Source organism: Pediococcus damnosus (assembly GCF_001437255.1).
GTDB classification, from domain to species: domain Bacteria; phylum Bacillota; class Bacilli; order Lactobacillales; family Lactobacillaceae; genus Pediococcus; species Pediococcus damnosus.
In genome coordinates, this window is sequence record NZ_JQBD01000011.1 from 1 (window position 1) to 24,380 (window position 24,380).

23 protein-coding genes and 1 tRNA gene are annotated in these 24,380 nt (G+C 38.5%); 17 read left to right on the top strand and 7 right to left on the bottom strand.

Annotation, left to right across the window (positions count from 1 at the left end):
• The first annotated feature begins 174 nt into the window (after positions 1–174).
• Genes rapZ through whiA form a run of 3 tightly spaced genes read left to right on the top strand, consistent with a single transcriptional unit; the run spans position 175 to position 3,042 of the window.
• Positions 175–1,068, top strand: a complete 894-nt coding sequence (gene rapZ, locus IV84_RS02620; protein WP_056986066.1) for an RNase adapter RapZ — start codon at positions 175–177, stop codon at positions 1,066–1,068.
• Positions 1,065–2,075, top strand: a complete 1,011-nt coding sequence (locus IV84_RS02625; protein WP_046871919.1) for a gluconeogenesis factor YvcK family protein — start codon at positions 1,065–1,067, stop codon at positions 2,073–2,075. Before rapZ ends, IV84_RS02625 begins: the two co-directional genes overlap by 4 nt.
• Before the next feature lie 37 nt (positions 2,076–2,112).
• Positions 2,113–3,042, top strand: a complete 930-nt coding sequence (whiA, locus tag IV84_RS02630) for a DNA-binding protein WhiA (RefSeq protein ID WP_046871920.1) — start codon at positions 2,113–2,115, stop codon at positions 3,040–3,042.
• Between the two features lie 56 nt (positions 3,043–3,098).
• Here whiA and IV84_RS02635 read toward each other — a convergent pair whose 3' ends face one another.
• Both IV84_RS02635 and IV84_RS02640 read right to left on the bottom strand, forming a co-directional pair.
• On the bottom strand, positions 3,099–3,695 hold the full coding sequence (locus IV84_RS02635; RefSeq protein ID WP_046871572.1) for an ATP-dependent Clp protease proteolytic subunit: 597 nt from the start codon (positions 3,693–3,695) through the stop codon (positions 3,099–3,101).
• A gap of 441 nt (positions 3,696–4,136) precedes the next feature.
• Positions 4,137–4,208, bottom strand: a tRNA-Arg gene (locus IV84_RS02640).
• A gap of 66 nt (positions 4,209–4,274) precedes the next feature.
• On the opposite strand from IV84_RS02640, the gene rpoN reads away from it, so the two are divergent.
• The 11 genes from rpoN (at position 4,275) to smpB (ending at position 18,335) form a co-directional block, all read left to right on the top strand.
• Positions 4,275–5,609, top strand: a complete 1,335-nt coding sequence (rpoN, locus tag IV84_RS02645) for an RNA polymerase factor sigma-54 (RefSeq protein WP_056986067.1) — start codon at positions 4,275–4,277, stop codon at positions 5,607–5,609.
• A gap of 202 nt (positions 5,610–5,811) precedes the next feature.
• Positions 5,812–6,840, top strand: a complete 1,029-nt coding sequence (locus IV84_RS02650; protein ID WP_056986068.1) for a sugar-binding transcriptional regulator — start codon at positions 5,812–5,814, stop codon at positions 6,838–6,840.
• Positions 6,841–6,906: 66 nt separating this feature from the next.
• Positions 6,907–7,929: a type I glyceraldehyde-3-phosphate dehydrogenase gene (gap, locus tag IV84_RS02655; protein WP_046871570.1), complete on the top strand. Its 1,023-nt coding sequence runs from the start codon at positions 6,907–6,909 to the stop codon at positions 7,927–7,929.
• A gap of 125 nt (positions 7,930–8,054) precedes the next feature.
• Complete coding sequence (locus IV84_RS02660; RefSeq protein WP_046871569.1) at positions 8,055–9,257, top strand: phosphoglycerate kinase; 1,203 nt, start codon at positions 8,055–8,057, stop codon at positions 9,255–9,257.
• 82 nt (positions 9,258–9,339) lie between these two features.
• The gene (gene tpiA, locus IV84_RS02665) at positions 9,340–10,095 is read left to right on the top strand and encodes a triose-phosphate isomerase (RefSeq protein ID WP_046871568.1); all 756 of its coding nucleotides are present in this window, start codon (positions 9,340–9,342) and stop codon (positions 10,093–10,095) included.
• Between the two features lie 71 nt (positions 10,096–10,166).
• On the top strand, positions 10,167–11,486 hold the full coding sequence (gene eno, locus IV84_RS02670) for a phosphopyruvate hydratase (protein ID WP_046871567.1): 1,320 nt from the start codon (positions 10,167–10,169) through the stop codon (positions 11,484–11,486).
• 361 nt (positions 11,487–11,847) lie between these two features.
• A complete protein-coding gene (gene glpK / locus IV84_RS02675) occupies positions 11,848–13,362 on the top strand; it encodes a glycerol kinase GlpK (protein ID WP_046871566.1) in 1,515 nt (504 codons plus the stop codon).
• Between the two features lie 124 nt (positions 13,363–13,486).
• Positions 13,487–15,052: a ClC family H(+)/Cl(-) exchange transporter gene (locus tag IV84_RS02680; RefSeq protein ID WP_046871565.1), complete on the top strand. Its 1,566-nt coding sequence runs from the start codon at positions 13,487–13,489 to the stop codon at positions 15,050–15,052.
• A gap of 114 nt (positions 15,053–15,166) precedes the next feature.
• The gene (secG, locus tag IV84_RS02685) at positions 15,167–15,403 is read left to right on the top strand and encodes a preprotein translocase subunit SecG (RefSeq protein WP_056986069.1); all 237 of its coding nucleotides are present in this window, start codon (positions 15,167–15,169) and stop codon (positions 15,401–15,403) included.
• A 72-nt stretch (positions 15,404–15,475) separates the two neighbouring features.
• A complete protein-coding gene (rnr, locus tag IV84_RS02690) occupies positions 15,476–17,848 on the top strand; it encodes a ribonuclease R (RefSeq protein ID WP_046871563.1) in 2,373 nt (790 codons plus the stop codon).
• A 13-nt stretch (positions 17,849–17,861) separates the two neighbouring features.
• Positions 17,862–18,335 (top strand): SsrA-binding protein SmpB, encoded by a 474-nt coding sequence (gene smpB / locus IV84_RS02695; RefSeq protein ID WP_046871562.1) that lies wholly within the window; start codon positions 17,862–17,864, stop codon positions 18,333–18,335.
• 63 nt (positions 18,336–18,398) lie between these two features.
• Here smpB and IV84_RS02700 read toward each other — a convergent pair whose 3' ends face one another.
• The 4 genes from IV84_RS02700 to IV84_RS02715 form a co-directional block, all read right to left on the bottom strand.
• Positions 18,399–19,826: an APC family permease gene (locus IV84_RS02700; protein WP_046871561.1), complete on the bottom strand. Its 1,428-nt coding sequence runs from the start codon at positions 19,824–19,826 to the stop codon at positions 18,399–18,401.
• Positions 19,827–19,956: 130 nt separating this feature from the next.
• Positions 19,957–20,523, bottom strand: coding sequence for a GNAT family N-acetyltransferase (locus IV84_RS02705; protein ID WP_046871560.1), 567 nt, complete (start codon positions 20,521–20,523; stop codon positions 19,957–19,959).
• Positions 20,524–20,535: 12 nt separating this feature from the next.
• A complete protein-coding gene (locus tag IV84_RS02710) occupies positions 20,536–21,108 on the bottom strand; it encodes an LURP-one-related/scramblase family protein (protein ID WP_046871559.1) in 573 nt (190 codons plus the stop codon).
• Between the two features lie 29 nt (positions 21,109–21,137).
• The gene (locus IV84_RS02715) at positions 21,138–22,010 is read right to left on the bottom strand and encodes a Cof-type HAD-IIB family hydrolase (protein WP_046871558.1); all 873 of its coding nucleotides are present in this window, start codon (positions 22,008–22,010) and stop codon (positions 21,138–21,140) included.
• A gap of 134 nt (positions 22,011–22,144) precedes the next feature.
• Here IV84_RS02715 and IV84_RS02720 point away from each other — a divergent pair, with 134 nt between their 5' ends.
• The 3 genes from IV84_RS02720 to IV84_RS02730 are packed head-to-tail and all read left to right on the top strand — an operon-like array spanning position 22,145 to position 23,847.
• Complete coding sequence (locus IV84_RS02720) at positions 22,145–22,867, top strand: uracil-DNA glycosylase (protein WP_046871557.1); 723 nt, start codon at positions 22,145–22,147, stop codon at positions 22,865–22,867.
• A 3-nt stretch (positions 22,868–22,870) separates the two neighbouring features.
• Positions 22,871–23,341, top strand: a complete 471-nt coding sequence (tsaE, locus tag IV84_RS02725; protein ID WP_046871556.1) for a tRNA (adenosine(37)-N6)-threonylcarbamoyltransferase complex ATPase subunit type 1 TsaE — start codon at positions 22,871–22,873, stop codon at positions 23,339–23,341.
• Entirely contained in the window at positions 23,338–23,847 is a 510-nt protein-coding gene (locus IV84_RS02730) for a GNAT family N-acetyltransferase (RefSeq protein ID WP_046871555.1), read from the top strand. The genes tsaE and IV84_RS02730 overlap by 4 nt, the downstream gene beginning before the upstream one ends.
• Here IV84_RS02730 and IV84_RS02735 read toward each other — a convergent pair.
• Complete coding sequence (locus IV84_RS02735; protein WP_046871554.1) at positions 23,840–24,376, bottom strand: 3'-5' exonuclease; 537 nt, start codon at positions 24,374–24,376, stop codon at positions 23,840–23,842. The two genes, IV84_RS02730 and IV84_RS02735, sit on opposite strands and share 8 nt — an antisense overlap.
• Positions 24,377–24,380: the final 4 nt, after the last annotated feature.

Consider the following 24,380-nt stretch of genomic DNA (forward strand, 5'->3'; position numbering starts at 1 on the left):
TCTATTACCAACAACAGATATTGTAGAACCACTTTTTTTGTGTGAGGAGAGCCATTTTTATTTGGCTGATCGCGATTTTGTTTGAAATTGGCTATGGCTAACAAAAAAAGCGGCTGGTTTAAAAAGGCACACCCGGTGTGTTATACTTAGTTATCATGAACGGGGGATATTGAAATGGCAGATGAAAAAATGCAACTAGTCATTATAACCGGAATGAGTGGTGCTGGTAAAACAGTTGCTATGCAAAGCTTTGAAGATCTTGGCTTTTTTTGTGTAGATAATATGCCACCAGCGCTTTTACCTAAATTTTGGGAGTTAGTGAAAGAATCAGGGAAAATCAGTAAGGTGGCGTTAGTTGTCGACTTGCGATCACGTGCATTTTATGACCAAATTTTGCACATGCTTACAGATGAAGAATCAGAGACAGCTGCAATTGACTCACAAATTTTGTTTCTGGACACCTCGGATAAAGAGTTAATCTCACGATATAAGGAAACCCGTCGTTCACATCCATTAGCAATGGAAAGGCGCGTGGTTGATGGGGTCCGCAAAGAACGGGAATTATTAGCGCCAATTCGTACGAATGCCGAATATGTCATTGATACAACGACCATGACACCACGTGAATTGCGAGAGCAAATTTTTGAAAGCTTTGGGACTGATGGGGCAACCGGTAAATTTCATATCGAAGTTGTTTCCTTTGGATTTAAATATGGACTGCCAATTGATGCCGATATTGTCATGGATGTCCGGTTTTTACCCAATCCATATTATGTACCCGAATTAAAAAATAAGTCTGGCTTAGACGACGCGGTATACAAATACGTTATGGATCAGCCAGTTACTGAAAAATTCTATAAACATTTTATTTCATTATTAAAATATGTAATGCCAGGTTATCAAAAAGAGGGTAAATCAACAGTGACGATTGCGATCGGTTGTACAGGTGGGCAACATCGTTCGGTAGCCATTGCAAAGCGTGTTGCTGAGGACCTAGATAAAGACTATACAGTTCATATTCAACATCGTGACATGAACAAACGGAAGGAAACTGTGAATCGATCATGACAAAGAAATATTCAGCGAAAAATCGCCCTAAGTTTGTGGTAATTGGTGGCGGAACTGGGTTACCAGTTATTTTAAAAAGTCTAAAAAAACAGAATGCTGATATCACAGCGATTGTGACAGTTGCCGATGATGGCGGTTCTTCAGGTATTATTCGAAATTATGTTAACGTTGTGCCGCCTGGTGACATTCGTAATGTCCTTGTAGCACTTTCTGATTTACCTAAACTAGAACTGGATATTTTTCAGTATCGTTTTAAGAGCAATGATAGTTTTCTTTCTGGACATGCAATTGGTAATTTAATTATTGCTGCTTTGTCTGAAATGAAATCAGGAATTTTTGCTGCTGTTCAAGAGCTTTCTGAAATGATGAAAATTGATGGGCATGTTTATCCAGCTTCTGATGAACCACTTGTGTTACACGCCGAGTTTACTGATGGTGCTCAACTGGCCGGCGAGTCAGAGATTACTGCGGCTCATAAAACGATAAAGCGCGTTTGGGTAGAGCCAACTTCTTGGAATGCAAACGAAAAACCACATGCAGTTCAAGAGGCCATTGATGCCATTTTGGCTGCTGATGAAATTGTTCTGGGGCCAGGAAGCTTGTTTACAAGCATTTTACCTAATTTAATGATTTCTAATATTGGTGATGCTGTTTTAAAAACAAAGGCAGAAGTCGTTTATATTTGTAATATTATGACTCAAAAAGGCGAAACGGATAACTTTACTGATTCAGATCATGTGCGAGTTCTTAATGACCATTTAGGCCAAAACTTCGTTGATACTGTTTTGGTGAATAATGCTAAGGTACCAGATAATTATATGGACTATGAACGATATGATGAATATTCTACTCAGGTTCAACCTGATTTTCAGGGGTTAAGAGCTCAGAACTGTCGGGTAGTTTCTGATGATTTTCTTTGTTTAAGAGATCATGGGGCCTTTCATGATGGTGATCGGGTTGCTGAAGAATTGTTTAATGTGGCTGGAAGCCCCAAAACATGTGACTAGCCAATAATTAGAATAAGTATAGAAGGAAGGGATTTTCGTGTCTTATGCAAGTGAAGTAAAAAAAGAGCTAACCGGGATAAAAGTTCATCCCAAAAACGCTAAAGCTGAATTAATGGCTCTTATTCGAATGAATGGATCAATTAATTTAGTGCATCATCAGTTGGTTTTAAGTGTGCAGACCGAAAATCCTGCCATTGCGCGGCGAATTTATACTTTATTAAAAGATTTTTATTCTGTCGAAGGTGAACTGATTGTTCGTCGTAAAATGAAATTGAAGAAAAATAACTTGTATATTGTGCGATTGATGACCAATGCCCAAGCTATTTTGGAAGACTTATCGATTTTAACAGATGATTTTCAAATTAACGAAAAGGTACCAGATGGGCTGTTAACAAGTGAGGGTGAAGTTCGTTCTTACTTACGAGGGGCATTTTTAGCTGGAGGCTCAGTTAACAATCCCGAAACCAGTCGCTATCATCTAGAAATTTATTCTTTGTATGAAACACATAACGCAATGCTTACGGAATGGATGAATCGTTATAATTTGAATGCCCGCTCAACGGAACGCCGCAGTGGATATATCGTTTATCTAAAAGAAGCAGAACGAATTGCCGATTTCTTATCTTTAATTGGAGCGACAAACTCCATGCTAAAATTTGAGGATGTGCGTATCCTGCGTGATATGCGAAATTCTGTTAATCGCTTGGTAAATTGCGAGAATGCCAATTTGACGAAAGTAGCCGATGCTTCAAGTAAACAAATTAATAATATTAAATATATTGATGAAACGGTGGGAATTGGAAAACTGCCACCAAAATTGCAAGAAGTGGCACGAGTGAGGCTGGATAATCAGGAAGTTAGTTTGAAAGAATTGGGTGAACTAATTCCCAGTGGGGTTATTTCCAAGTCGGGAATAAACCATCGATTACGAAAATTAAATGAGTATGCAGATAAACTACGAGCTTAAGCTTGTGGATATAAAAAAAGGACAACGAGTTTAAACTCGTTGTCCNGTAGCTAAAGCTATTTCTTTAGATCGGCATTATTTTTCATAATTCCGTCAATCAAACCATAATCGACTGCTTCTTGAGCCGTTAAATAATGATCACGATCAGTATCGCGATTAATAACTTTTAATGGCTGACCAGAATTGTCAGATAAAATTTGGTTCAATTGTTTACGTGTCTTCAAAATTTCAGTTGCGACAATTTCAATTTCAGTTTGTTGACCTTGAGCACCACCAGATGGCTGATGAATGAGTACTTCTGAATGAGGTAAAGCAAAACGTTTGCCCTTTGTACCAGAAGAAGCCAAGACACTAGCCATAGATGCTGCCATTCCCATAACGATTGTTTGAACGTCAGATTTGATGAAGTTCATCGTATCGTAAATAGCAAGGCCGGCAGTTACAACACCACCAGGAGAATTAATGTAAAGATAGATATCTTTATCAGAATCCTGGGCGTCAAGAAATAAAAGCTGGGCAATAATTGAGTTAGCAACGTCATCATCGATGGCACCGGAAAGCATAATGATTCGATCCTTTAATAGACGGGAATAGATATCATAGGCACGTTCACCATGTGATGATTGTTCAATAACTGTTGGAACTAAGTTCATAACTTAGTAGCCTCCCTTTAAAATTAATTTTTATTTTATTAGTTCATCACTAATATAGTAATAGCTTAACTCCAAGGTCAAAAAAGGTCAAACAATTTTGCTTACGTTGAGAATTATCTTTTTATGAATTTGCGTAAGACCCTTTATAATTGGTTACGGAAGTGAATTGACAAGCAAATTTATAATACATCAAATGTACATGTGTTTGTAAAAAAGCAAAATAAAAAGACTGTAGTTAAGCAGTCTTGAAATTAGAATTTATAATCGGGATGGATCCAAAAATCAGCATCTATAAATTACAAATTGATTTGAATTGATATTGTTTGACATCTAATTGGTAGTGATTGATAATTAGAAGACTGTGAACGCCCTTTCAACAGGGCTGTGACAGCACTTATAGTAGCATTAAAACTATTACTAATAAATCAGGATACAAAAAAATGCGCCATGCGGGAGTCGAACCCGCGTCTCAAGAACCGGAATCTCACGTGCGATCCACTACACTAACGGCGCAAACTACTTTTTAATTTTACTGTATTCGCTTTGAAAAAACAAGTTATTAAAAAAGAGGTGGTTAACTTGGCTCTGCAACAAGGTCTTCATCAACATCAAAAACAGGCACAACGTTTAGCAATGACGCAGACTTTGCAACAATCAATTCAAATTCTTCAATACAATGTTGAAGAATTACAAGATTTTTTAAATCAAAAGGCTCTGGAAAACCCATTGATTGACGTGTCAACTAGTCGCGAAGACTTACCAATTGATTCTCGGCCAAGAGCATCCACTCAATCCAGTGATGAAAATTATATGAATCAGATTCCAGATGATACGCATCAGTCCTTATTTGAATATCTTTTGGACCAGATTCATCTCACACTGCGGGACACTCCGTTACGTAATTTAGTTTTATTTTTACTGGAATATATTGATCAAGACGGTTATTTAGAAATATCAACTGAAGATGCGATGGAAAAAACAGGTAGCAATAAGGTGGACGTGATTGATGCGGTTACCTTAATTCAACAATTAGATCCGCCGGGCGTTGGAGCAAAGGATTTACAGGAAAGCTTGCTTCTTCAGGCTGAGGACGATGACTGGGCGCCTGAAAATGCAATTACCATTTTGAAAGATAATTTTAATGAATTAGCAAATAAAAAATGGACACTAATTGCTAAGCAGCAAGGGATGACTTTGGCTGAAATTCAAGATGCTTTCGACTATATCCGTACGCTAACACCCAACCCAGGGGCTCGTTTTAGTGATGAGGGACCTCAGTATATTTTTCCCGATTTAATTGTAGAAAATGATGCAGGAAAATTAACTGTTCGAATGTCGCGATCAGCTAAACCAAGCGTTCATTTTCAACAGCACTATTTTCAAAAAATGTTGCAACGTAAAGACGAAAAAGTAACACGATATGTTAAAGATAAAAAGAAAGAGTTCGATTGGATTTCTAGAAGCCTTGAACAAAGGGAAAGCACAATTTTGCGTGTTGGGAAAGTCTTAGTGGAACATCAACAGGATTTCTTTCTTGAAAAAACAAAAGAATTGCGACCATTCTTGTTACAAGATGTTGCACTAAAATTGGGCTTGCATGAATCAACGATTAGTCGTGCTGTCAATGGAAAGTATTTGCAAACGCGATTTGGCACTTTTGAACTGAAATCATTTTTTAGTAGTGCAGTTGCCAAAACAGACGCTTCACCAGAGGGATTATCGGTAGACACGGTAAAGCAACTTCTCCAAAAATTTATTCATGAAGAAGATAAACAAAAACCATTATCGGATGCAAAAATCGTTAAACAATTAGCAGCTCGAAAGATTGAAGTCTCACGAAGGACAGTTGCAAAATATCGCGAAAGTTTAAATATTCCGTCTTCTTCAGCTAGAAAGCGGTATGAAGCGAATTAACTATAGCTAGATGGAAACGTTTGATAATGTCTAGTGGTTTGAGTTGCATTGAAGGACAGCTCCTGATATAATTCAATATGTAAGCGAGTGGTATACAACCGAAAAAGTCATTTGATTAGGTGTATGCCAATTATTTTGAATTAGTTGGGTCGTTCGGTGACACATATGGACGGCTTACGTCCCAATTGGAAGCAGAGAGATCATGCGAAACGAGATAAAATGGTTAGAAGCAATTGCACCAGATATGGTTGACGTTTTCTTAAAGCGTTTTTCAGTTCTGCGGTCAGTTGCACTAATGGCTCCCATTGGTCGACGAGCTTTAGCTGCTCATCTTAATATGAGTGAGCGTGTCTTACGAACGCATACAGATATGTTGAGAAAGCTGGGAATGATTCAAAGTTCTCCGGCAGGGATGATGTTGACTAGCGAAGGACAAGCTGCTTTGACCGGACTAAGTGCCATGGTTGACAGTATGTTGGGATTACAACAGTCCGAACGAGAGTTGGCACAAATCCTAAACATTGATCGTTGTTTTATCGTTTCTGGTGATAGTGATCGCCAAGATCGAGTTCTTGATGGAATGGGAACAATTCTGAACGATACACTTGCAAAATTGTTACCAGAGGGTAATAATGTAATAGTAGTGATGGGCGGAAATACAATGGCACAAGTTGCTAAAGAATTTTCCCCAGAATTATCCAATAAAAGACAACTTACTTTTGTTCCTGGACGTGGTGGTATGGGTCAGTCGCTTGCAATGCAGGCGAATACAGTTTGCTCGATTATGGCAGAGCGTACACATGGTGAAAGCCAATCAATGTATGTGCCAGAAAAATTGAGTCAGAAAAGCTATCAACCATTATTAGAGGAGCCAAGTGTTCAATTAGTTTTGGGACTTATTAAGCAGAGTAATGTTGTGATTCATGGGATTGGTCGCGCCGATGAAATGGCTGAGCGCCGGGAAGTAGATCCAAAGATTCTGCATCTTTTAAAAGATAAGAATGCAGTTGGTGAAGCTTTTGGTTGTTTCTATAATCAGCAAGGTGAGATCGTCTATCGGGTACCTCGAATTGGATTGCAATTTGAGCGTATCAATTCAATCGATCATGTTTTTGCAGTTGCAGGTGGGCATACAAAAGCTCAAGCAATTCGCTCTTACATGAATTTAGCACCTCAACAAACCTATTTGGTTACTGATGAGGGTGCTGCAAACTTGATTTTAAAAAAGTAATGTTTTTAACATCACTTTTTAAAATAAAATATATTTTTTTTGATTCCTAAAGGAGGAAATCTTAGTATGACTGTAAAGATTGGTATTAATGGTTTTGGACGTATCGGTCGTTTAGCTTTCCGTCGGATCTATGAATTAGGCGCAAAGTCAAATGATATTGAAGTTGTGGCTATCAATGATTTGACAAGTCCAGCAATGTTGGCACATTTATTGAAGTATGACTCAACACATGGCACTTTCCCTGGTGAGGTTAGCGCGACAGATGACTCCATCATTGTTGATGGCAAGAAATACCGTGTTTACGCAGAACCTAAAGCACAGGATATTCCATGGGTTAAAGCTGATGGTGTTGATTTTGTTCTTGAATGTACAGGTTTCTATACATCAAAAGCAAAGGCACAAGCTCATTTGGATGCCGGCGCAAAACGTGTTCTGATTTCTGCTCCTGCTGGTAATGATCTTAAGACTGTTGTTTACAACGTTAATGATGACGTTTTAACTGCAGATGACAAGATTGTTTCTGCTGGCTCATGTACAACAAACTGTTTAGCACCTATGGCTTACTTCTTAAACCAAGAATTTGGTATTAAAGTAGGTACAATGACAACAATCCATGCTTACACAAGTACACAAATGTTACTTGATGGCCCAGTTCGTGGTGGAAACTTACGTGCTGCTCGTGCTGCTGGTGTTAACACTATTCCTCATTCAACTGGTGCTGCTAAAGCTATTGGTCTTGTAATTCCAGAATTAGTTGGTAAATTACAAGGACATGCACAACGTGTCGGTGTTGTTGATGGTTCATTAACAGAATTAGTTGCAATCTTAGGTAAGAATGTTACAGCTGACGAAGTTAATGCTGCAATGAAGAAACATACAGAAAACAACGAATCATTTGGTTACAACGAAGACGAAATCGTATCTAGTGACGTTATCGGCACAACATACGGTTCAATCTTTGACCCAACACAAACTGAAGTTACAAGCGCTGGAGACAATCAATTAGTTAAAACTGTTGCTTGGTACGACAACGAATATGGCTTCACTTGCCAAATGGTACGTACTTTATTGAAGTTTGCTACTCTCTAGGATTAAATTAATCTTTAAGTTTGCAGATTTCAAAACCGTCTAACGGTTTAAGGCGGAGGGAGGCAAACTTCCTCCGTCTTTTTTTATTGATAATACATTAATTTCTTAAATTAGGAGGAATAACTTTGGCTAAATTAACAGTTTCTGATTTAGATGTTAAAGATAAAAAAGTTTTAATGCGTGTGGACTTTAATGTTCCCGTTAAAAATGGTGTGATTGGTGACGACAACCGAATCGTTGCTGCATTACCAACAATCAAATACATCATCGAACATGATGGTAAAGCAATCTTGTTCTCACATCTTGGCCGTGTTAAAACGGAAGATGATAAAAAGGCTTTAACAATGCGTCCAGTTGCTCAACGTTTGTCTGATCTTTTAGGCAAGCCAGTTACTTTTGTGCCTGCAACCCGTGGCAAACAATTGGAAGATGCTATTGCTGATATGAAAGACGGAGATGTTCTCTTATTTGAAAACACTCGTTTTGAAGATCTTGATGGCAAAAAAGAAAGTGGCAACGACCAAGAACTTGGCCAATATTGGGCTTCACTTGGCGACGAGTTTGTAAATGATGCTTTTGGTACTGCTCATCGTTCACACGCTTCTAACGTGGGAATCGCTACAGCTATGAAAGCAGCTAACAAACCTGTTGCTGCCGGATTCTTGATGGAAAAGGAAATTAAATTCCTTGGAAATGCTGTTGATAATCCAAAGCACCCATTTGTTGCTATCTTAGGTGGTGCTAAGGTTTCTGATAAGATTGGTGTCATTGATCATTTACTTGATAAAGCTGATAAAGTTATTATCGGTGGTGGTATGACATATACATTCTATGCTGCTAAAGGCATGAAGATTGGTACTTCACTTGTTGAAAAAGACAAAGTTGGACTAGCAAAAGAAATCTTGGACAAAGCTGGTGACAAGATTGTGTTACCATCTGACAGTGTTGTTGCTGAAAAATTCGATAACGATGTTCCTCATAAAGTAGTTGAAGGAGATATTCCTGATGGCTATATGGCACTTGATATCGGACCTAAGTCAATTAAAGAATTTGAAGATGTTTTAAAAGATGCTAAGACGGTTGTTTGGAATGGACCAATGGGTGTATTCGAAATGAGCAACTATGCTGAAGGAACTCTTGAAATTGGTAAGTTCTTAGGTACATTAACTGATGCAACCACAATTGTTGGTGGTGGTGATTCAACTGCTGCTGTTAAACAACTTGGCGTTGGCGATAAGTTAACTCATATTTCTACTGGTGGTGGTGCTTCACTTGAGTACCTCGAAGGTAAGGAATTACCAGGAATTGCTGCAATTTCAAACAAATAAGCTTCACAACAGGATTGAATTGAATTTCAATTCTTTTCTGCTGTCTGAAAAGAATTTGTTATAAATGAAAGGAAGTATTATTTTGCGTACACCAATTATTGCTGGAAATTGGAAAATGAACAAGAACCCTAAAGAAACAACTGAATTTGTTAATGCTGTTAAGGATCAACTTCCTGAAAGTAGCAAAGTAGAATCTGTTATCGGTGCTCCTGCCGTTGATTTACAAGCTTTGTTAGATGCAGCTAAGGGTACAAACCTTAAAGTAGCTGCTGAAAACTGCTACTTTGAAGATGAAGGTGCTTTTACTGGTGAAACTTCACCAAAAGTGCTTTCTGAAATGGGCGTTGATTATGTTATTATTGGTCATTCAGAACGTCGTCAATACTTTGGCGAAACAGATGAAGACATCAATAAAAAAGCTAAGGCAGTTTTTGCTAACAATATGTTACCAATCATTTGCTGTGGTGAAACTTTAGACCAACGTGAAGCTGGTCAAACCAATGAGTGGGTTTCAGGCCAAATCACAAATGCACTTAAAGGTTTATCTGCAGATCAAGTGGCTTCACTTGTAATTGCTTACGAACCAATCTGGGCAATTGGAACTGGTAAAACAGCTTCAAGTGATCAAGCTCAAGAAGTCGTTCACGTCCTTCGTGAAACTGTTGCTAAGTTATATGACCAAACAACAGCTTCTAAAGTTCGTATTCAATACGGTGGCAGTGTTAAACCTGCTAACGTTAAAGAATTAATGAGCAAAGAAGACATCGATGGCGGTTTAGTCGGTGGTGCAAGTATGGTTCCTGAATCATTCTTGGAATTGGTTAACTTTAACGCTTAATTTTTAGGCGGAAGTGTAATACAATTGAGTTGTAACAGAATTTATTAAATTTAGTGAGGAAAAATTACAATATGTCACTTATTACTGATATTTATGCACGTCAGGTTTTAGATTCACGTGGTAACCCAACTGTTGAAGTTGAATTATATACAGAAGATGGCGGTTTCGGCCGTGGTATCGTTCCTTCTGGTGCTTCAACTGGTGAACATGAAGCTGTTGAGCTTCGTGATGGCGACAAGAGCAAGTTCATGGGCCAAGGCGTAACCAAGGCTGTTGACAATGTTAACAAGTTGATCGCTAAGAAGATCGTTGGTTATGAAGTAACTGACCAATTAGCTATCGACAAGGCTATGATCGACCTTGATGGTACTCCTAACAAAGCTAAGTTAGGTGCAAATGCAATTCTTGGTGTTTCTTTGGCTGCTGCTCGTGCTGCTGCTGATGAACTCCAGGTTCCTTTGTACAATTACTTGGGTGGATTCAATGCTCATGTTTTACCAACACCAATGATGAACGTTATTAATGGTGGTAAACATGCAAACAATGATGTTGACTTCCAAGAATTCATGATTATGCCTGTTGGTGCTCCAACAATTACAGAAGCAATTCGTTGGTGTTCAGAAACATTCCATAACTTGAAGAACCTTTTGAACGAAAAAGGCTACTCAACAGCTGTTGGTGATGAAGGTGGATTTGCTCCTGACTTGAAGAACAATGAGGAACCATTCGAAATCCTTGTTGAAGCTATCAAGCGTGCTGGTTACAAACCAGGCAAGGACATTGCAATTGCCTTTGATTGTGCTGCATCTGAATTTTACAATGCAGATACAAAGAAGTATGACTTAAAGGGTGACGGCAAGTCATATACTGCTTCAGAATTTGTTGACTTACTTGATGGTATCGTTGAAAAGTACCCAGTTGTTTCTATCGAAGATCCTTTGGATGAAAACGAATGGGAAGACTGGAAGATGGCTACTGACAAACTTGGCAAGAAAGTTCAAATCGTTGGTGACGATTTATTCGTTACAAACACAGACTACCTTGCTAAAGGTATCAAGATGGGCGTTGGTAATGCTATCTTGATCAAGTTGAACCAAATTGGTACATTAACAGAAACTGTTAATGCTATCGAAATGGCAAAAGAAGCTGGCTATACAGCAATCGTTTCTCATCGTTCTGGTGAAACAGAAGATACAACCATTGCTGACTTAGTTGTTGCTTTAAATGCTGGTCAAATTAAGACTGGTTCAATGAGTCGTACAGAGCGAATTGCTAAATATAACCAATTGATGCGTATTGAAGATCAATTAGGTGAAGTTGCAGATTACAAGGGTATCAAATCATTCTACAACTTGAGCGAACAAGCACGTAACGCAATTACAAACAAGTAATTTTACGTTTATAAATAAGTTCGTTAAGAGTCATTCGGGTTATTCTGGATGGCTCTTTTTTGTGCTGCGTGTTATCTTAAAAAAGAGTAAAATGATGGTAATTAATACTTAAGATTAGGGCTTTTATACATCAAATGGTTTGCCACCGTTTAGTTTTTGATAATCGGCAACAAGCAGTTTTAATGATTGATCATGATGGATTTTCTCTTTTTATAAAAAAGTGTGGTTTCATTTTCACATAATGGAGAAATTTTGTAGTAACGGTGGTTCAAGTCCGTTTTGGATGTGTATAAACAAAAAATCGGATTTGCTATCTGATTAGTTACTGGGCCGATTTAAAAATAAAAACGAGGTTATACAAATGTCAAAAAGTTATATTTTGGCCATTGATGAAGGGACTACAAGTACACGAGCCATTATTTTTGATCATGCTGGTCAAAAAGTGGTTGAGGCTCAGAAAGAAATTTCACAAAAGTTTCCTAATCCTGGCTGGGTGGAACATGATGCAAATGAAATTTGGGATGCCGTGTTATCAACAATTGCGGACGCGCTAATTAAATCACGGATCCAACCATCGCAAATTAAAGGAATTGGAATTACAAATCAACGTGAAACAACTGTAATCTGGGATAAGAAAACTGGGTTGCCAATTTATAATGCGATCGTCTGGCAATCACGACAGACGGCTGATATTGCTAATGAGTTGATTTTGGCGGGATATCAAAAAGAGATTCATGAAAAAACTGGTTTAATTGTGGACGCTTATTTTTCTGCAACGAAAATTCGTTGGATTTTAGATCGTGTGCCCAATGCGCAAAAACGTGCAGAAAATGGCGAGTTGTTATTTGGAACGATTGATACCTGGTTAGTTTGGAAACTTACTGGCGGAGCTGTGCATGTTACGGATTATTCCAATGCCAGTCGAACAATGCTATATAATATTTATGACCTTAAATGGGATACCGACATTTTGCAGCTTTTAAATATCCCCAAAACTATGTTACCGAAAGTAAAACCCAATTCTGGTATTTATGGCTATACAAGGGATTATCACTTTTATGGAAGTGAAGTCCCTATTTCTGGAATGGCTGGTGATCAGCAGGCTGCCTTGTTTGGGCAAATGGCTTTTGAACCAGGGATGGTCAAAAATACATACGGGACTGGGGCCTTTGTTGTGATGAATACAGGCACTAAACCACAGTTATCTGATCATAATTTACTGACCACAATTGCTTACGGAATAAATAATCAAGTTTACTATGCATTGGAAGGGAGCATTTTTGTTGCGGGATCGGCCATTCAATGGTTGCGCGACGGCATGCAATTATTAAAAACTTCGGAAGAATCGGAGCAAGCCGCACTTAATTCAAAGGACCATAACGAAATTTATGTGGTACCGGCGTTTACTGGACTGGGGGCGCCGTATTGGGATTCTGTCACGAGAGGATCTGTGTTTGGAATCACGAGAGGAACAACCAAAAATGATTTTATTAAAGCCACGCTGCAGTCATTGGCTTATCAATCACGAGATGTTGTTGATACAATGAAGCAAGATGCCGGGATTGAGATTCCGATGCTTAAAGTGGACGGAGGCGCTTCTCATAACAACTATCTGATGCAATTTCAGGCTGATATTTTAGGGATTGAGATTGATCGAGCGGCAGATCTTGAAACTACTTCATTGGGTGCAGCGTTTTTGGCGGGTCTGGGCGTTGGTTTTTGGAAAGATATTGGGGATATTAAAACTATTTATCAAAGTGGTCAGAGCTTTTTACCGAAAATGAATTCAGAAGAGCGTGAAAATTTGTATTCTGGCTGGCAAGAGGCCGTACAAGCTGCTCGGATGTTTAAACACCAGCCGTATCGAAAAAAATAAATTATAAATAAAGTTAAGCCAAACATACGTAGTTAATTGGCTTAACCTTTTTTTAATTAAAGTATTTTCGTGCTAAACTAAACAGTGATGTTTTAAAATTTATAAAAATGAGAAGTGAAATGATATGCAATGGCAAGCCCAGCCAACCAAAAAACAAAGAGTTCCCGATCGCACACGGTTAACTTATATTCTACAGGGATGCCTTACAGGAGCCATTGCCGGGTTAGTAGTCAGTGTTTTCCGTTTGGCAATTGTGAACGGCTTGAAACTAATGACAGTCGTTTATAAGCAGCTTTCGGTGCATCTTGAGTTAATCCCAGTCTGGTTACTTCTCATGTTGCTTGTCGCCGTTGTGGTTGGTTATATGGGACGCCAGTATCCGGAAATCAAAGGATCTGGAATCCCACAAGTGGAAGGACAACTGGCTGGAAATTTAGAATATGCCTGGTGGCCAGTGTTATGGCGTAAATTTATTGGTGGAATCTTATCAATCGGTTCCGGTCTGTTTTTAGGTCGGGAAGGGCCATCAATTCAGTTAGGAGCCACGATTGCGCAAGGCTATGCAGAGGTAACGCATCAGACGGAATTGAAACGGCGTGTCCTGATTGCAAGTGGGGCAGCAGCCGGATTATCAGCTGCATTCAATGCACCAATTGCCAGTACATTATTTGTGCTTGAAGAGGTCTATCACAATTTTTCGCCACTGATATGGACAACAGCTTTGGCTAGTGCGATTGCTTCAAATTTTGTTTCTACGGTCTTTTTTGGATTAACACCTGTTTTACATATTGTTTATGCCCGGACGTTGCCACTGACGATGTATCCGCACTTACTATTATTAGGTATTTTTCTCGGTGTGATGGGATTTGTTTACCAACGTGTTCTACTGAAAATGGGTGATTGGTACGCTTATTTGACGAAATTACCAAGTTGGCTGTTTGGAATTGTGCCTTTTGTTTTGGTTATTCCAATTGGAATTTTAACTCCTAATTTGTTGGGTGGTGGCAATAATATTATTCTAGCAATTGCCGCCCATTCACCGGCTTTAATTGTGTTGGTTGGCATATTTGTTCTGAGATTTGTATTTTCTATGATTTCTTATGGATCAGGATTGCCAGGTGGGATTTTCTTGCCAATTCTGTCATTAGGAGCAATCCTTGGGGCAATTTATGGGAAAGTTATGATTCAGTTAGGCTGGATGCCATCTGCTTATTTGGTTAACTTTATTATTATAGCAATGGCAGGCTATTTTGCTGGAATTGGGAAAGCACCGTTTACTGCGATTTTACTGATTACGGAAATGGTCGGCACGCTCCATCATTTGATGCCACTAGCTGTTGTTTCGATTACTGCCTATTTGGTGGTCGATCTCATGGGCGGCGCGCCAATTTATGAATCGTTGCTTCATAAAATTGTGAAACCAAAAATGGCGCAAACAGGTGGTAAACTTGATCGGGTGGAGTTCCCGATTTTTGCAGGATCGGATTTAGCAAATCATCAAGTGCGTGATTTTAAATGGCCAGAAAATAGCTTGTTAATTGCTGTTCGTCGTGGTGAACGCGAAATTATTCCCCACGGTGATACATTGTTGCAGGCTGGTGATACATTAATTGTGACAACCGGGCATCAAAATCGTGGAAATATTTTACGCAAGCTAAAGAAGCTGCAATATAGTCAGATTGATAGTTGAGGGACAGAAAAATTTTAATAATCGGGAAAATTATCCATAAGACTGGAAAAAAAGCTAAACTATGATAAAATATAGAGGATATATACTACAAGATTTTAGGTAGGAGGTCGCTACTTGTATAATTTTTTAATGACAACATTATTAATTGTTTCAGTTTTGATTATCATTTCGGTAATGATGCAGCCAGCAAAGACAGATAATGCATTGTCTTCATTTTCTGGTGGGGCAGATGACCTTTTTGCCAAGTCAAAACCGCGTGGATTCGAAGCGTTTATGCAAAAAGTCACATTAGTATTAGGAATTATTTTCCTTGCCGTTGCGATTGCAATGATGTATGTTTCTTCTCACTAATGATTAAGCCTCCTGTGTTTTGCAGGAGGCTTTTAATTAAGGCAAAGAACAAATTAAAATTTGAGGTAAAAGATGGAAACAAATAAAATTCAAGCTGCAGTAAGTAGCTTTTTAAGTCAACATCCTAAAGAGAGTTTCACTGCTGAAGAAATTTTTCAGCAACTGAATCTTGAGGGCGCAAGTGTTTTTAACATTTTGGTTAAAGAACTTGCAGTGATGGAGCGTTCAAAACGCGTCCATATCACGGAACAGGGAAAGTTTACCTTGCCTATTCAACAAGATCAACAGATTGTTCATGGTGTATTCCATGCTAATGACCGTGGTTTTGGTTTCGTAGCCATTGATCCAGAAATTCCTGACGTATACATTAGTGAAGATCATACAGCATTTGCTTTGAATCAAGATGAAGTTGATGTTCGGATTACTCGTGCGGCTAAACCGGGTGACGCTAAGGGGCCTGAAGGGGTCGTAACTAAAATAACAGAACGTAATTTTACGCAAGCAGTTGGTGTTTTTCAGTCATCTGGTGCAGATCCTGAAAATGGTGTCATTGGTGAAATTCAATTAAAAGACAAGAAGTTAGCTTCTTATCATTTCGATGTTCTGGCTTCAGGAATTAAACCCCAAGATGGAGCAGTTGTCACAGCTGAAGTAACTCAGTATCCAACTTTAAAACATCCTAAATTAATGGCAGGACTTGCCACGGAAACAATCGGATTTAAGGATGATCCCGGTGTCGATATTCTTCAGGTTATTTATCAACATGAATTACCATATGAATTTCCTGATGATGTTAAAGAAGAAATCAAATCAATTCCAGAATTTGTTACCGATGAGGAAAAGGAAGGTCGCAAAGACCTAACTGATGAGACTGTGGTAACGATTGACGGGGATGATTCTAAAGATTTTGATGATGCGGTTGGCGCATATAAGATGTCCAATGGCCATTATCATTTAAGCGTTAATATTGCTGACGTAAGTCATTATGTTAAAGAGGGTTCTCCTCTGGATCATGAAGCTTATCGACGCAGTACCAGTGTTTATTTAACTGATCGAGTAGTTCCAATGTTGCCACGGAAGCTTTCAAACGGAATTTGTTCTTTGAATCCTGAGGTGGAGCGCCTGACAATGACGTGTGAAATGGAAATCGATGAGAACGGTAAGGTTGTTAATCACAAGATTTATCCAAGTGTGATTAAATCAGATGCTCGAATGACTTATGCAAATGTGAATAAGATTCTTGAAGCACATGATGAAAAGACACGCGAACGGTATGCAGATTTGGTACCAATGTTTGAAACAATGGGCGAATTGCATAAGATTTTGCTAAAGCGTCGGAAACGTCGTGGCGCTATTGAGTTTGATGACAATGAAGCTGAAATTATTGTCGATGAAACTGGTCATCCAATTGATATTAAACTGCGCGTTCGTGGGACTTCTGAACGAATGATTGAATCCTTTATGTTGGCAGCCAACGAAACAGTTGCACAACATTATTCAGAACTCAAAGTTCCATTCCTGTATCGAGTTCATGAAACACCTGACAGTGATCGCATGTTAAAATTCTTTGAATTCTTAACCAATTTTGGCTATACAGTTAAGGGTAGTCCAAAGAATATTAAACCAAAGATGCTCCAGAGTGTTCTGAAGCAGGTTGCTGGAAGTAAGGAAGAACCCATGATTTCGATTATGATGTTGCGTAGTATGAAACAGGCAAAATATTCGGAAGATTCTTTGGGACATTTTGGACTTGCGGCTGAATATTATACTCATTTCACTTCACCAATTCGGCGTTATCCAGATATGTTTGTGCATCGTTTGATTCGTCATTATGCAGAAGACGGAACGAGTGAAGAGTCACAAGCTCAATATGTAGAAAAAGTGCCTGAGGTTGCAGCACATACTTCTAAACTTGAACGTCGCGGAATTGATACTGAACGTGACGTAGATGGCATGAAGAAAGCCGAGTATATGGGTGATCATGTCGGTGAAGAGTTTAAGGCTGTTGTGAGTTCTGTAATGAAATTCGGTTTGTTTGTGGAATTAGATAATACTGTTGAAGGACTTGTCCACATTAGTCAGATGAAGGACGATTACTATGAATATGTCGAAAACCAGATGGCATTGGTGGGGCGAAATACGCATCGCACATACCAAATTGGTCAAGAGATTGAAGTGAAATTAGTTCGTGTGGACAAGGATCAACGAGAAGTCGATTTTGATCTCTTGCATCCTGAAAATACGCCAACTAGTGAAATTCAGTTACCACCACGTCAATTCCGTAATGGCGGAAAATACAAGGGTGGTAATCATCAAGGTAGTCACAACAAGAACTTTAACAAAAAGTCTTCAAATAACTATCGGAATAATTCTGCTAGAAACTCTCATTCAACAAATTCACATGGTAAGCCATCATCTTCAAAAACTTATGATCGGAAAAAGTAGGAGTGATGTTTAAATGGCAAAGGCAAGAACAAAGCATCGAGATCCGGCCTTAGCTCAAAATAAAAAAGCTCGCCATGATTATATAATTTCACAAACCTTTGAGGCTGGAATGGTACTGACCGGAACAGAAATTAAATCGGTTCGCGCTAGTCGGATCAACCTGAAAGATGGTTATGTACAAATTCGTAATGGCGAGGCAATCCTGATGAATATTCACATTAGTGAGTACACAGAGGGTAACCAGTTTAATCATGATCCTTTACGAAACCGTAAATTATTATTGCATAAAAAGCAAATTGCGGAATTGGCAGAGCAAACCCAAAATAAAGGAATTACCATCGTACCTTTAAAGGTTTACTTAAAGCACGGTTTTGCCAAGGTTCTAATTGGCGTGGCCAAGGGTAAGCATGAGTATGATAAACGTGAAACCCTTAAGCGTCGTGATCAGGAACGTGAAATAGCTAAGGTCGTTAAACGGTACCGTTAAATTGTTTATAAAAAGTGTGGATATCTACTATCAATATGATAGTTAGATATCCACACTTTTTTGTTATTGATTAAGTTTCTTATGTTGTCTTCGAGCAATTGCTGGCATAACGCATCCCAAGGCCAAAAGAAGTCCTGGCGTGGCAATGTTCATAGCCAGTTCCTGCCAATAGGTAAAGGAACTTGGTGGAACATCCTGAGGAAGAATTCCAAAGGTGGCCGCAACAAATGTAATCATAAAACACCATAGAGCCACGAGGTAGGCGGCCCGATCATTTTTAATAAAAACATATGCTGATTTGTATTTCTGTGAATTTTTTCGAAGTTGCATAAAGGCAAAGAAAATCCAACAAGTGACATAAGGTGACACAATGCCGTTCAGGTTTAATAGCCAATTGAAAATTTCATTCATGTCAGGAAGAAACACGCCCATTAAAAGAATTCCAGCACATAAAGCAGAAGTGAGAATGTAACCATTAATTGGCCGACCGTTACGATTAAGTTTCAGTAGTTGCCGTGGCATGAATCGTTTGCCCGTATCCAAAATTAGCATTCTGGTCATGGAATCTAACAATAAAGCTAGTAGGGCAAACATATAGAGAAGCTGAGCAATTGAAAATAAAAACAACATGGAGTGGCCTAACCCAATGTGGCGGCCGACGTAATCAAACGCATAATAACTACCATTCATTTTTAAATCAACGGGAAGATGATGATCATTAAAGAAAACGCCCAGTGAAAATGAACCAAAAATTGTTAGAAACCCAGCCATTATAGTTAACATCATGATTGATTTTGGAAAATCACGTTTTGGATTGCGCATCCGGGTAACGTATGGGGCGACTAATTCAGAACCACTTGTGGCGTAAATCAACAAACCAAGGGTAGAGAAGAAGTGTAGATCAATCTTTGGTGTAAAAGTTGATAAATGTAAAGGTGCAGAAGCAATGTGAGTGCCGTGAGCTAGATTTATGACCGTTAAAACAACGAATAAGATAGTCATAATAAACATGGCACCACCGCCCAATACATTGAGCACCTGCAAAGAATTTTTGATGTGGTTCTGCAGCAGAATAAAAATAACAAAAACTAGAAAGGTAAGTAACGCAAACATTGCATTTGACATATGTTCTTCCATTGAGTTATTGCCATTAATTAACCAACCAAAAGCAACAACGACAGAATTGGTAGTATCAACTACGTAGGGGATGGATGCTGCCCAGTACGTCCAGGCCGTGAAATAGCCAAGGGTGTCACCACTAGTTTCTCGAACCCAAGAGCTGAGACCACCACCTGAACTGCTGAAAGTGGAGCCTAATTGGCCAACCATTAAACCATAGGGAACAACATATAGCGCAAATAAAATCACCCAAGTGGTAATGACGCCTAAACCCTGGTTTTTAAAATTATAAATAATGTCATCAAAGCCAATGACATTGACAAAGGCCATAAGTCCAAGGACCGGCCAACTAATATACTTTGTATTTTTCATATTCCAATTCCCATCTAAAAATCATTTAATTTTAGCATAGATTTAAGGCTGCACGCTATAAAAACTTGAAGCGAAAATGAAACTTTTCACTTCAAGTTTTTAAGATGGTCGTTTATTTAATTTTTAAAAATTAAACAGTCATTTTTAGATGATCATAATTATGATTAGCCACGACTTGAACCCGATCTTTTTTAAAGCCAATCCGCTTATAGAGTTTTTCAGCCTGGGGATTTTCAAAATCAACTAATAAGCCAACTTCATTAGTGTGAACTTGTTTGGCAATTGTTGGCAGGTAGTTTAAAAGCTGCGTACCAATTCCTTCACCGCGATGGCTAGCGTCTACACAAAGTGTGTTTAGATACCATTCATCCTCATCTGCTTCATGATCTGAAAAAATCACTGTTTTTTCAGGAATTGCTAATTCAGCATAATAACGAGGGAAGACGTCAAAGAGTTGTTGTTCAAATTTACCAACATAGCCAAACATCATACCAAGAACTTTATCGTGATCCTTAGCAACAATGAGGTTAGCCATTTCGCCTTGATATTCGGGTGAAGCAAAAGTCTTTTCAAAGAGCTGGGTTAGTTGGTCATCGCTTAATTCGTGAAGAGCTGGAAGTTCCATTTCCTCTAGAATCACTTTAACTAAAGTGACAACCTGAGGGACATCTTTTATTTGAGCATTTTTTATTTCCAAAATAATCCTCCATTATTCAATCAGTTTATTTTTATCTTTTTTATGTTTATGAATATTATTAAAACTTGTTTCACCATTTTGTAGCCGCCACCCTGGAATTGCGGATCGGTTTTGAACGCCTGATTTACCGTTTCTTTTAGACCAACGATCCAAAATTGCAGCAATACAAATACAAACCGGTTCGGTTGCTTCAGAAGTAATGGTTAGTTCGTTATAAGTGTTTCCGCATATCAATTTCATGATCTGTTTTCTACCACTATAAACGTGATGCAATCCTGTTCGAAGATTACCGGTGATAAACCATTTTAGTTTGCTTACATACATGAATTCATGTATTAAACCAAATGTCTTTGAAATTGAACCGATTTTCTGACCGTTAAAGAAAATGTCAAACTTGGGGAAAAGGCCGACTGCAACTTGCTTGATTTCAGCCAACAACTCACCATCTGTGCTATAGACAGAAAGCGCATCATGGCGGATCCCCCATTTACCGACCATTAAATAACAAGGGTTATTGTAATCATCATAGATGACGGTGGCACCCTTATTTTTTGCATCTTGATGTTTTACATAAAGCCTGCGCATAAATTTTCACCCCTATAACAGTGACCCTATTATTGACGGTTTGTTTTAAGTTGTTCCAATATAGCCTTACCAACCCCATTTTCATTGTTTGAAACGGTTAAATGATTGGCTATTTTTTTTATTTCAGTATGCGCATTTTCCATTGCATAACTGGTATCAGCAATTTTTAGCATTGAAGCATCATTTAAATTATCGCCAATCGCCATAACTTGTGACATGGGAATATTGAGACCATCAGCAAAATGTTGTAAGGCGATTCCTTTTTGTGCACGCACGTTGTTGATTTCAATATTAGACTGTGAGGATGAAGTAATGGCTACTTCGACCTTTTTATTAATTTTATCAGCCACAGGTTGTAATTTCTTCTGACCGTCGTTTGAAAAAGCAATAATTTTTAAAATTCGTACGTTTTTATCATCAATTAATTCTTGATAGTCATCTACGTAAGAAATGTCCATTAGTTCAACGCGAGCCGAAGCCAATGTAACGGCCAACTTAAATGGGGTATCAGGGTTGGTGTTTGAAAGTAAATCAGCAAGGTTCTGGATATGCATTGAACGACTGTTAGAAACTACGCCATCAATTGTGACAATTTCATAATATAAGTGGGCTAAGTTTAATTCGCGCATGATTTGTGTGACGGCTGCGCGATGAAGAGGAACCATATCCAGTGCTTTTCCATCGACATCATAAACAGCAGCGCCATTCAATGTAATCATGGGAGCTTGAATCCCAAACTTTTCGATCAGCGGTTTGGCTTCCGAAAGTTGACGACCAGTTGCCACAACAAAATGAACACCTTCATTTTGGGCTTGTTTAATCGCAGCCGCATTTTCTTCAGAGACTTCCATCTTTTCGTTGAGTAAAGTGCCATCCATATCAGAAGCAATTATTGAAATCATATTTACACATCCTTATCAGATTTATATATCTTCAGTTTAACATGAACCCTCGTTTTTTTTTAGTCATAACATAACGGCATTTAATGTTATTAAAACAATTTTAGCTATGCTAGAATGTGAGGAGAGGTGCAAAAATGAAAACGTTTATTCATAATGACTGGCAAGAAGTTTTGGGACCAGAATTTGAAAAAGCTTATTATAAAAAATTACATGATTTTTTAAAAACTGAATACAGAACTCAATTAATTCATCCGGATATGTTTCATATTTTTGAAGCATTTGAATGGACGCCATTTAGTGAAGTTAAAGTTGTTATTTTAGGACAAGATCCTTATCATGAACCAAATCAGGCTCATGGATTGAGTTTTTCAGTGTTACCAGGGGTGCGAATTCCACCATCTCTACAGAATATTTATAAAGAATTGCAAGATGACTTGGGGATTAAACCAGTTTCGCATGGTTATTTGGAAAAATGGGCTAAGCAAGGCGTCTTAATGCTTAATACTGTTTTAACAGTTCGCAACGGCCAAGCATTTTCACATAAAGGAAAAGGTTGGGAACAATTAACGGATGTAGCAATTGAAAAGTTGTCTGCCCGTGAAATGCCGGTCGTGTTTATTCTTTGGGGTAAGGCTGCCCAAGCTAAAATTGAATTGATCGATACCGATAAAAATATTGTAATCAAATCGGCACATCCAAGTCCATTTTCTGCCTATCATGGCTTTTTTGGTTCCCATCCATTTTCAAAAACAAATGCGGCCTTGGAAGCATTGGGAGAAACTCCGATTGACTGGCAATTACCAGAACATGTTGAAGTGGCTGAAGAACCTGAGAATAAGTCTCAGCAAACGAGGTAAATTATGTTTACAATCAAAACAAATCAAGCAGATGAAACCGAAAAGATTGGAGATCAACTTGCTACAAGTTTGAAGCCTAATGATGTTATTTTGTTGGATGGCGATTTAGGTGCTGGCAAAACGACCTTCACAAAAGGATTAGCCAAGGGATTAGGGATTAAACGTTATGTAAAAAGTCCAACTTTTACCATTATTCACGAATATCGAGAGGGTCGCTTACCTTTATTTCATATGGATGTTTATCGTCTTGAAGATGGTGGTGGTGATGATCTCGGTTGGGATGAATATTTTTATGGTGATGGGGTATCGGTTATCGAGTGGTCCCAATTTATTGAAGAGTATCTCCCAGATGAATATTTAAGAATTACGATTAGTCGTAATGATGAAAGTGATGATCAGCGGATTTTAAAATTTGAGGCGCAAGGTAGTCGTTATGCAACGCTTCTAAATGATTTTAAAAAGGATATAAAATGAGTGATGAGGTCAGAATTGTAGAGGCTGAAGCTGGGGATGCAAAACAGGTACTAGATTTGTTGAAACAATTGGATCAAGAAACGGAAACTTTTACGGTTGAAGATGATTTAGATAATTTAACTGTTGATACGGAAAGTCAGCAACTAAAAATTATTCAAGCAAGTCGCGAAAATCTTATTTTACTGGCAAAGTACCAAGGGCAATCAATTGGATTGGCAACAGTCATGAAAAGTGATACTGATGAATTTGGTGAAGTAGGTGTGGCTGTTTTATCTGATTTTTGGGGACAAGGCTTAGGAACTGCGTTGATGGAAGAGACCCTTACTTGGGGAGAAACTTTTAGTTGGCTTTCAGGATTGGTATTAACAGTGCAAGCTAGAAATGTGACTGCTGCTCATATTTATACAAAACTGGGATTTAAAGAGATTAAACGCAATAAAAAAGGATTCCGTGATAAAAGCGGGATCCTGTTTGAAACGATTGATATGAAATTAGCCTTTAATTAGCCATGCGAATCATTGGTTTGAGTTGTTCGGTGCCGAAGTTGTTGGCTTCATATAGTAAAATGTTTGCACATGCCAAACTATCATCTAAGGCATTATGATGGTGATCAAGTTCAATTCCCAAATGTTGGCAAACGGTATCTAGTTTATGGTTTTCAAAATCTGGGAACAACTTGCGACTTGTACGCACGGTATCAAGGGTCAAATAGTGGGTGCGCTGCAAGCTGTAGTGTTCAAGGCAGCTTTTTAAAACACCATTATCAAACGGAGCGTTGTGGGCCACAACTAGTTGGTTAGACTGAAAAAGTGGATTAATAACTGGCCAAATCTCAGGGAACGTTGGTGCATCGGCCACATCATCTTCGTGGATCCCATGAATTTGGACATTTCGCCAGCTAAACTCAGTATCGGGCTTGATGAGAGAATAAAATTCATCTGCTACTTGGTTATCACGTACGATTGTGAGGGCAAGTGAACATGCACTGTATCGTTTTGGTGAGGCAGTTTCGAAATCCATTGCAACAAAATTCATATAA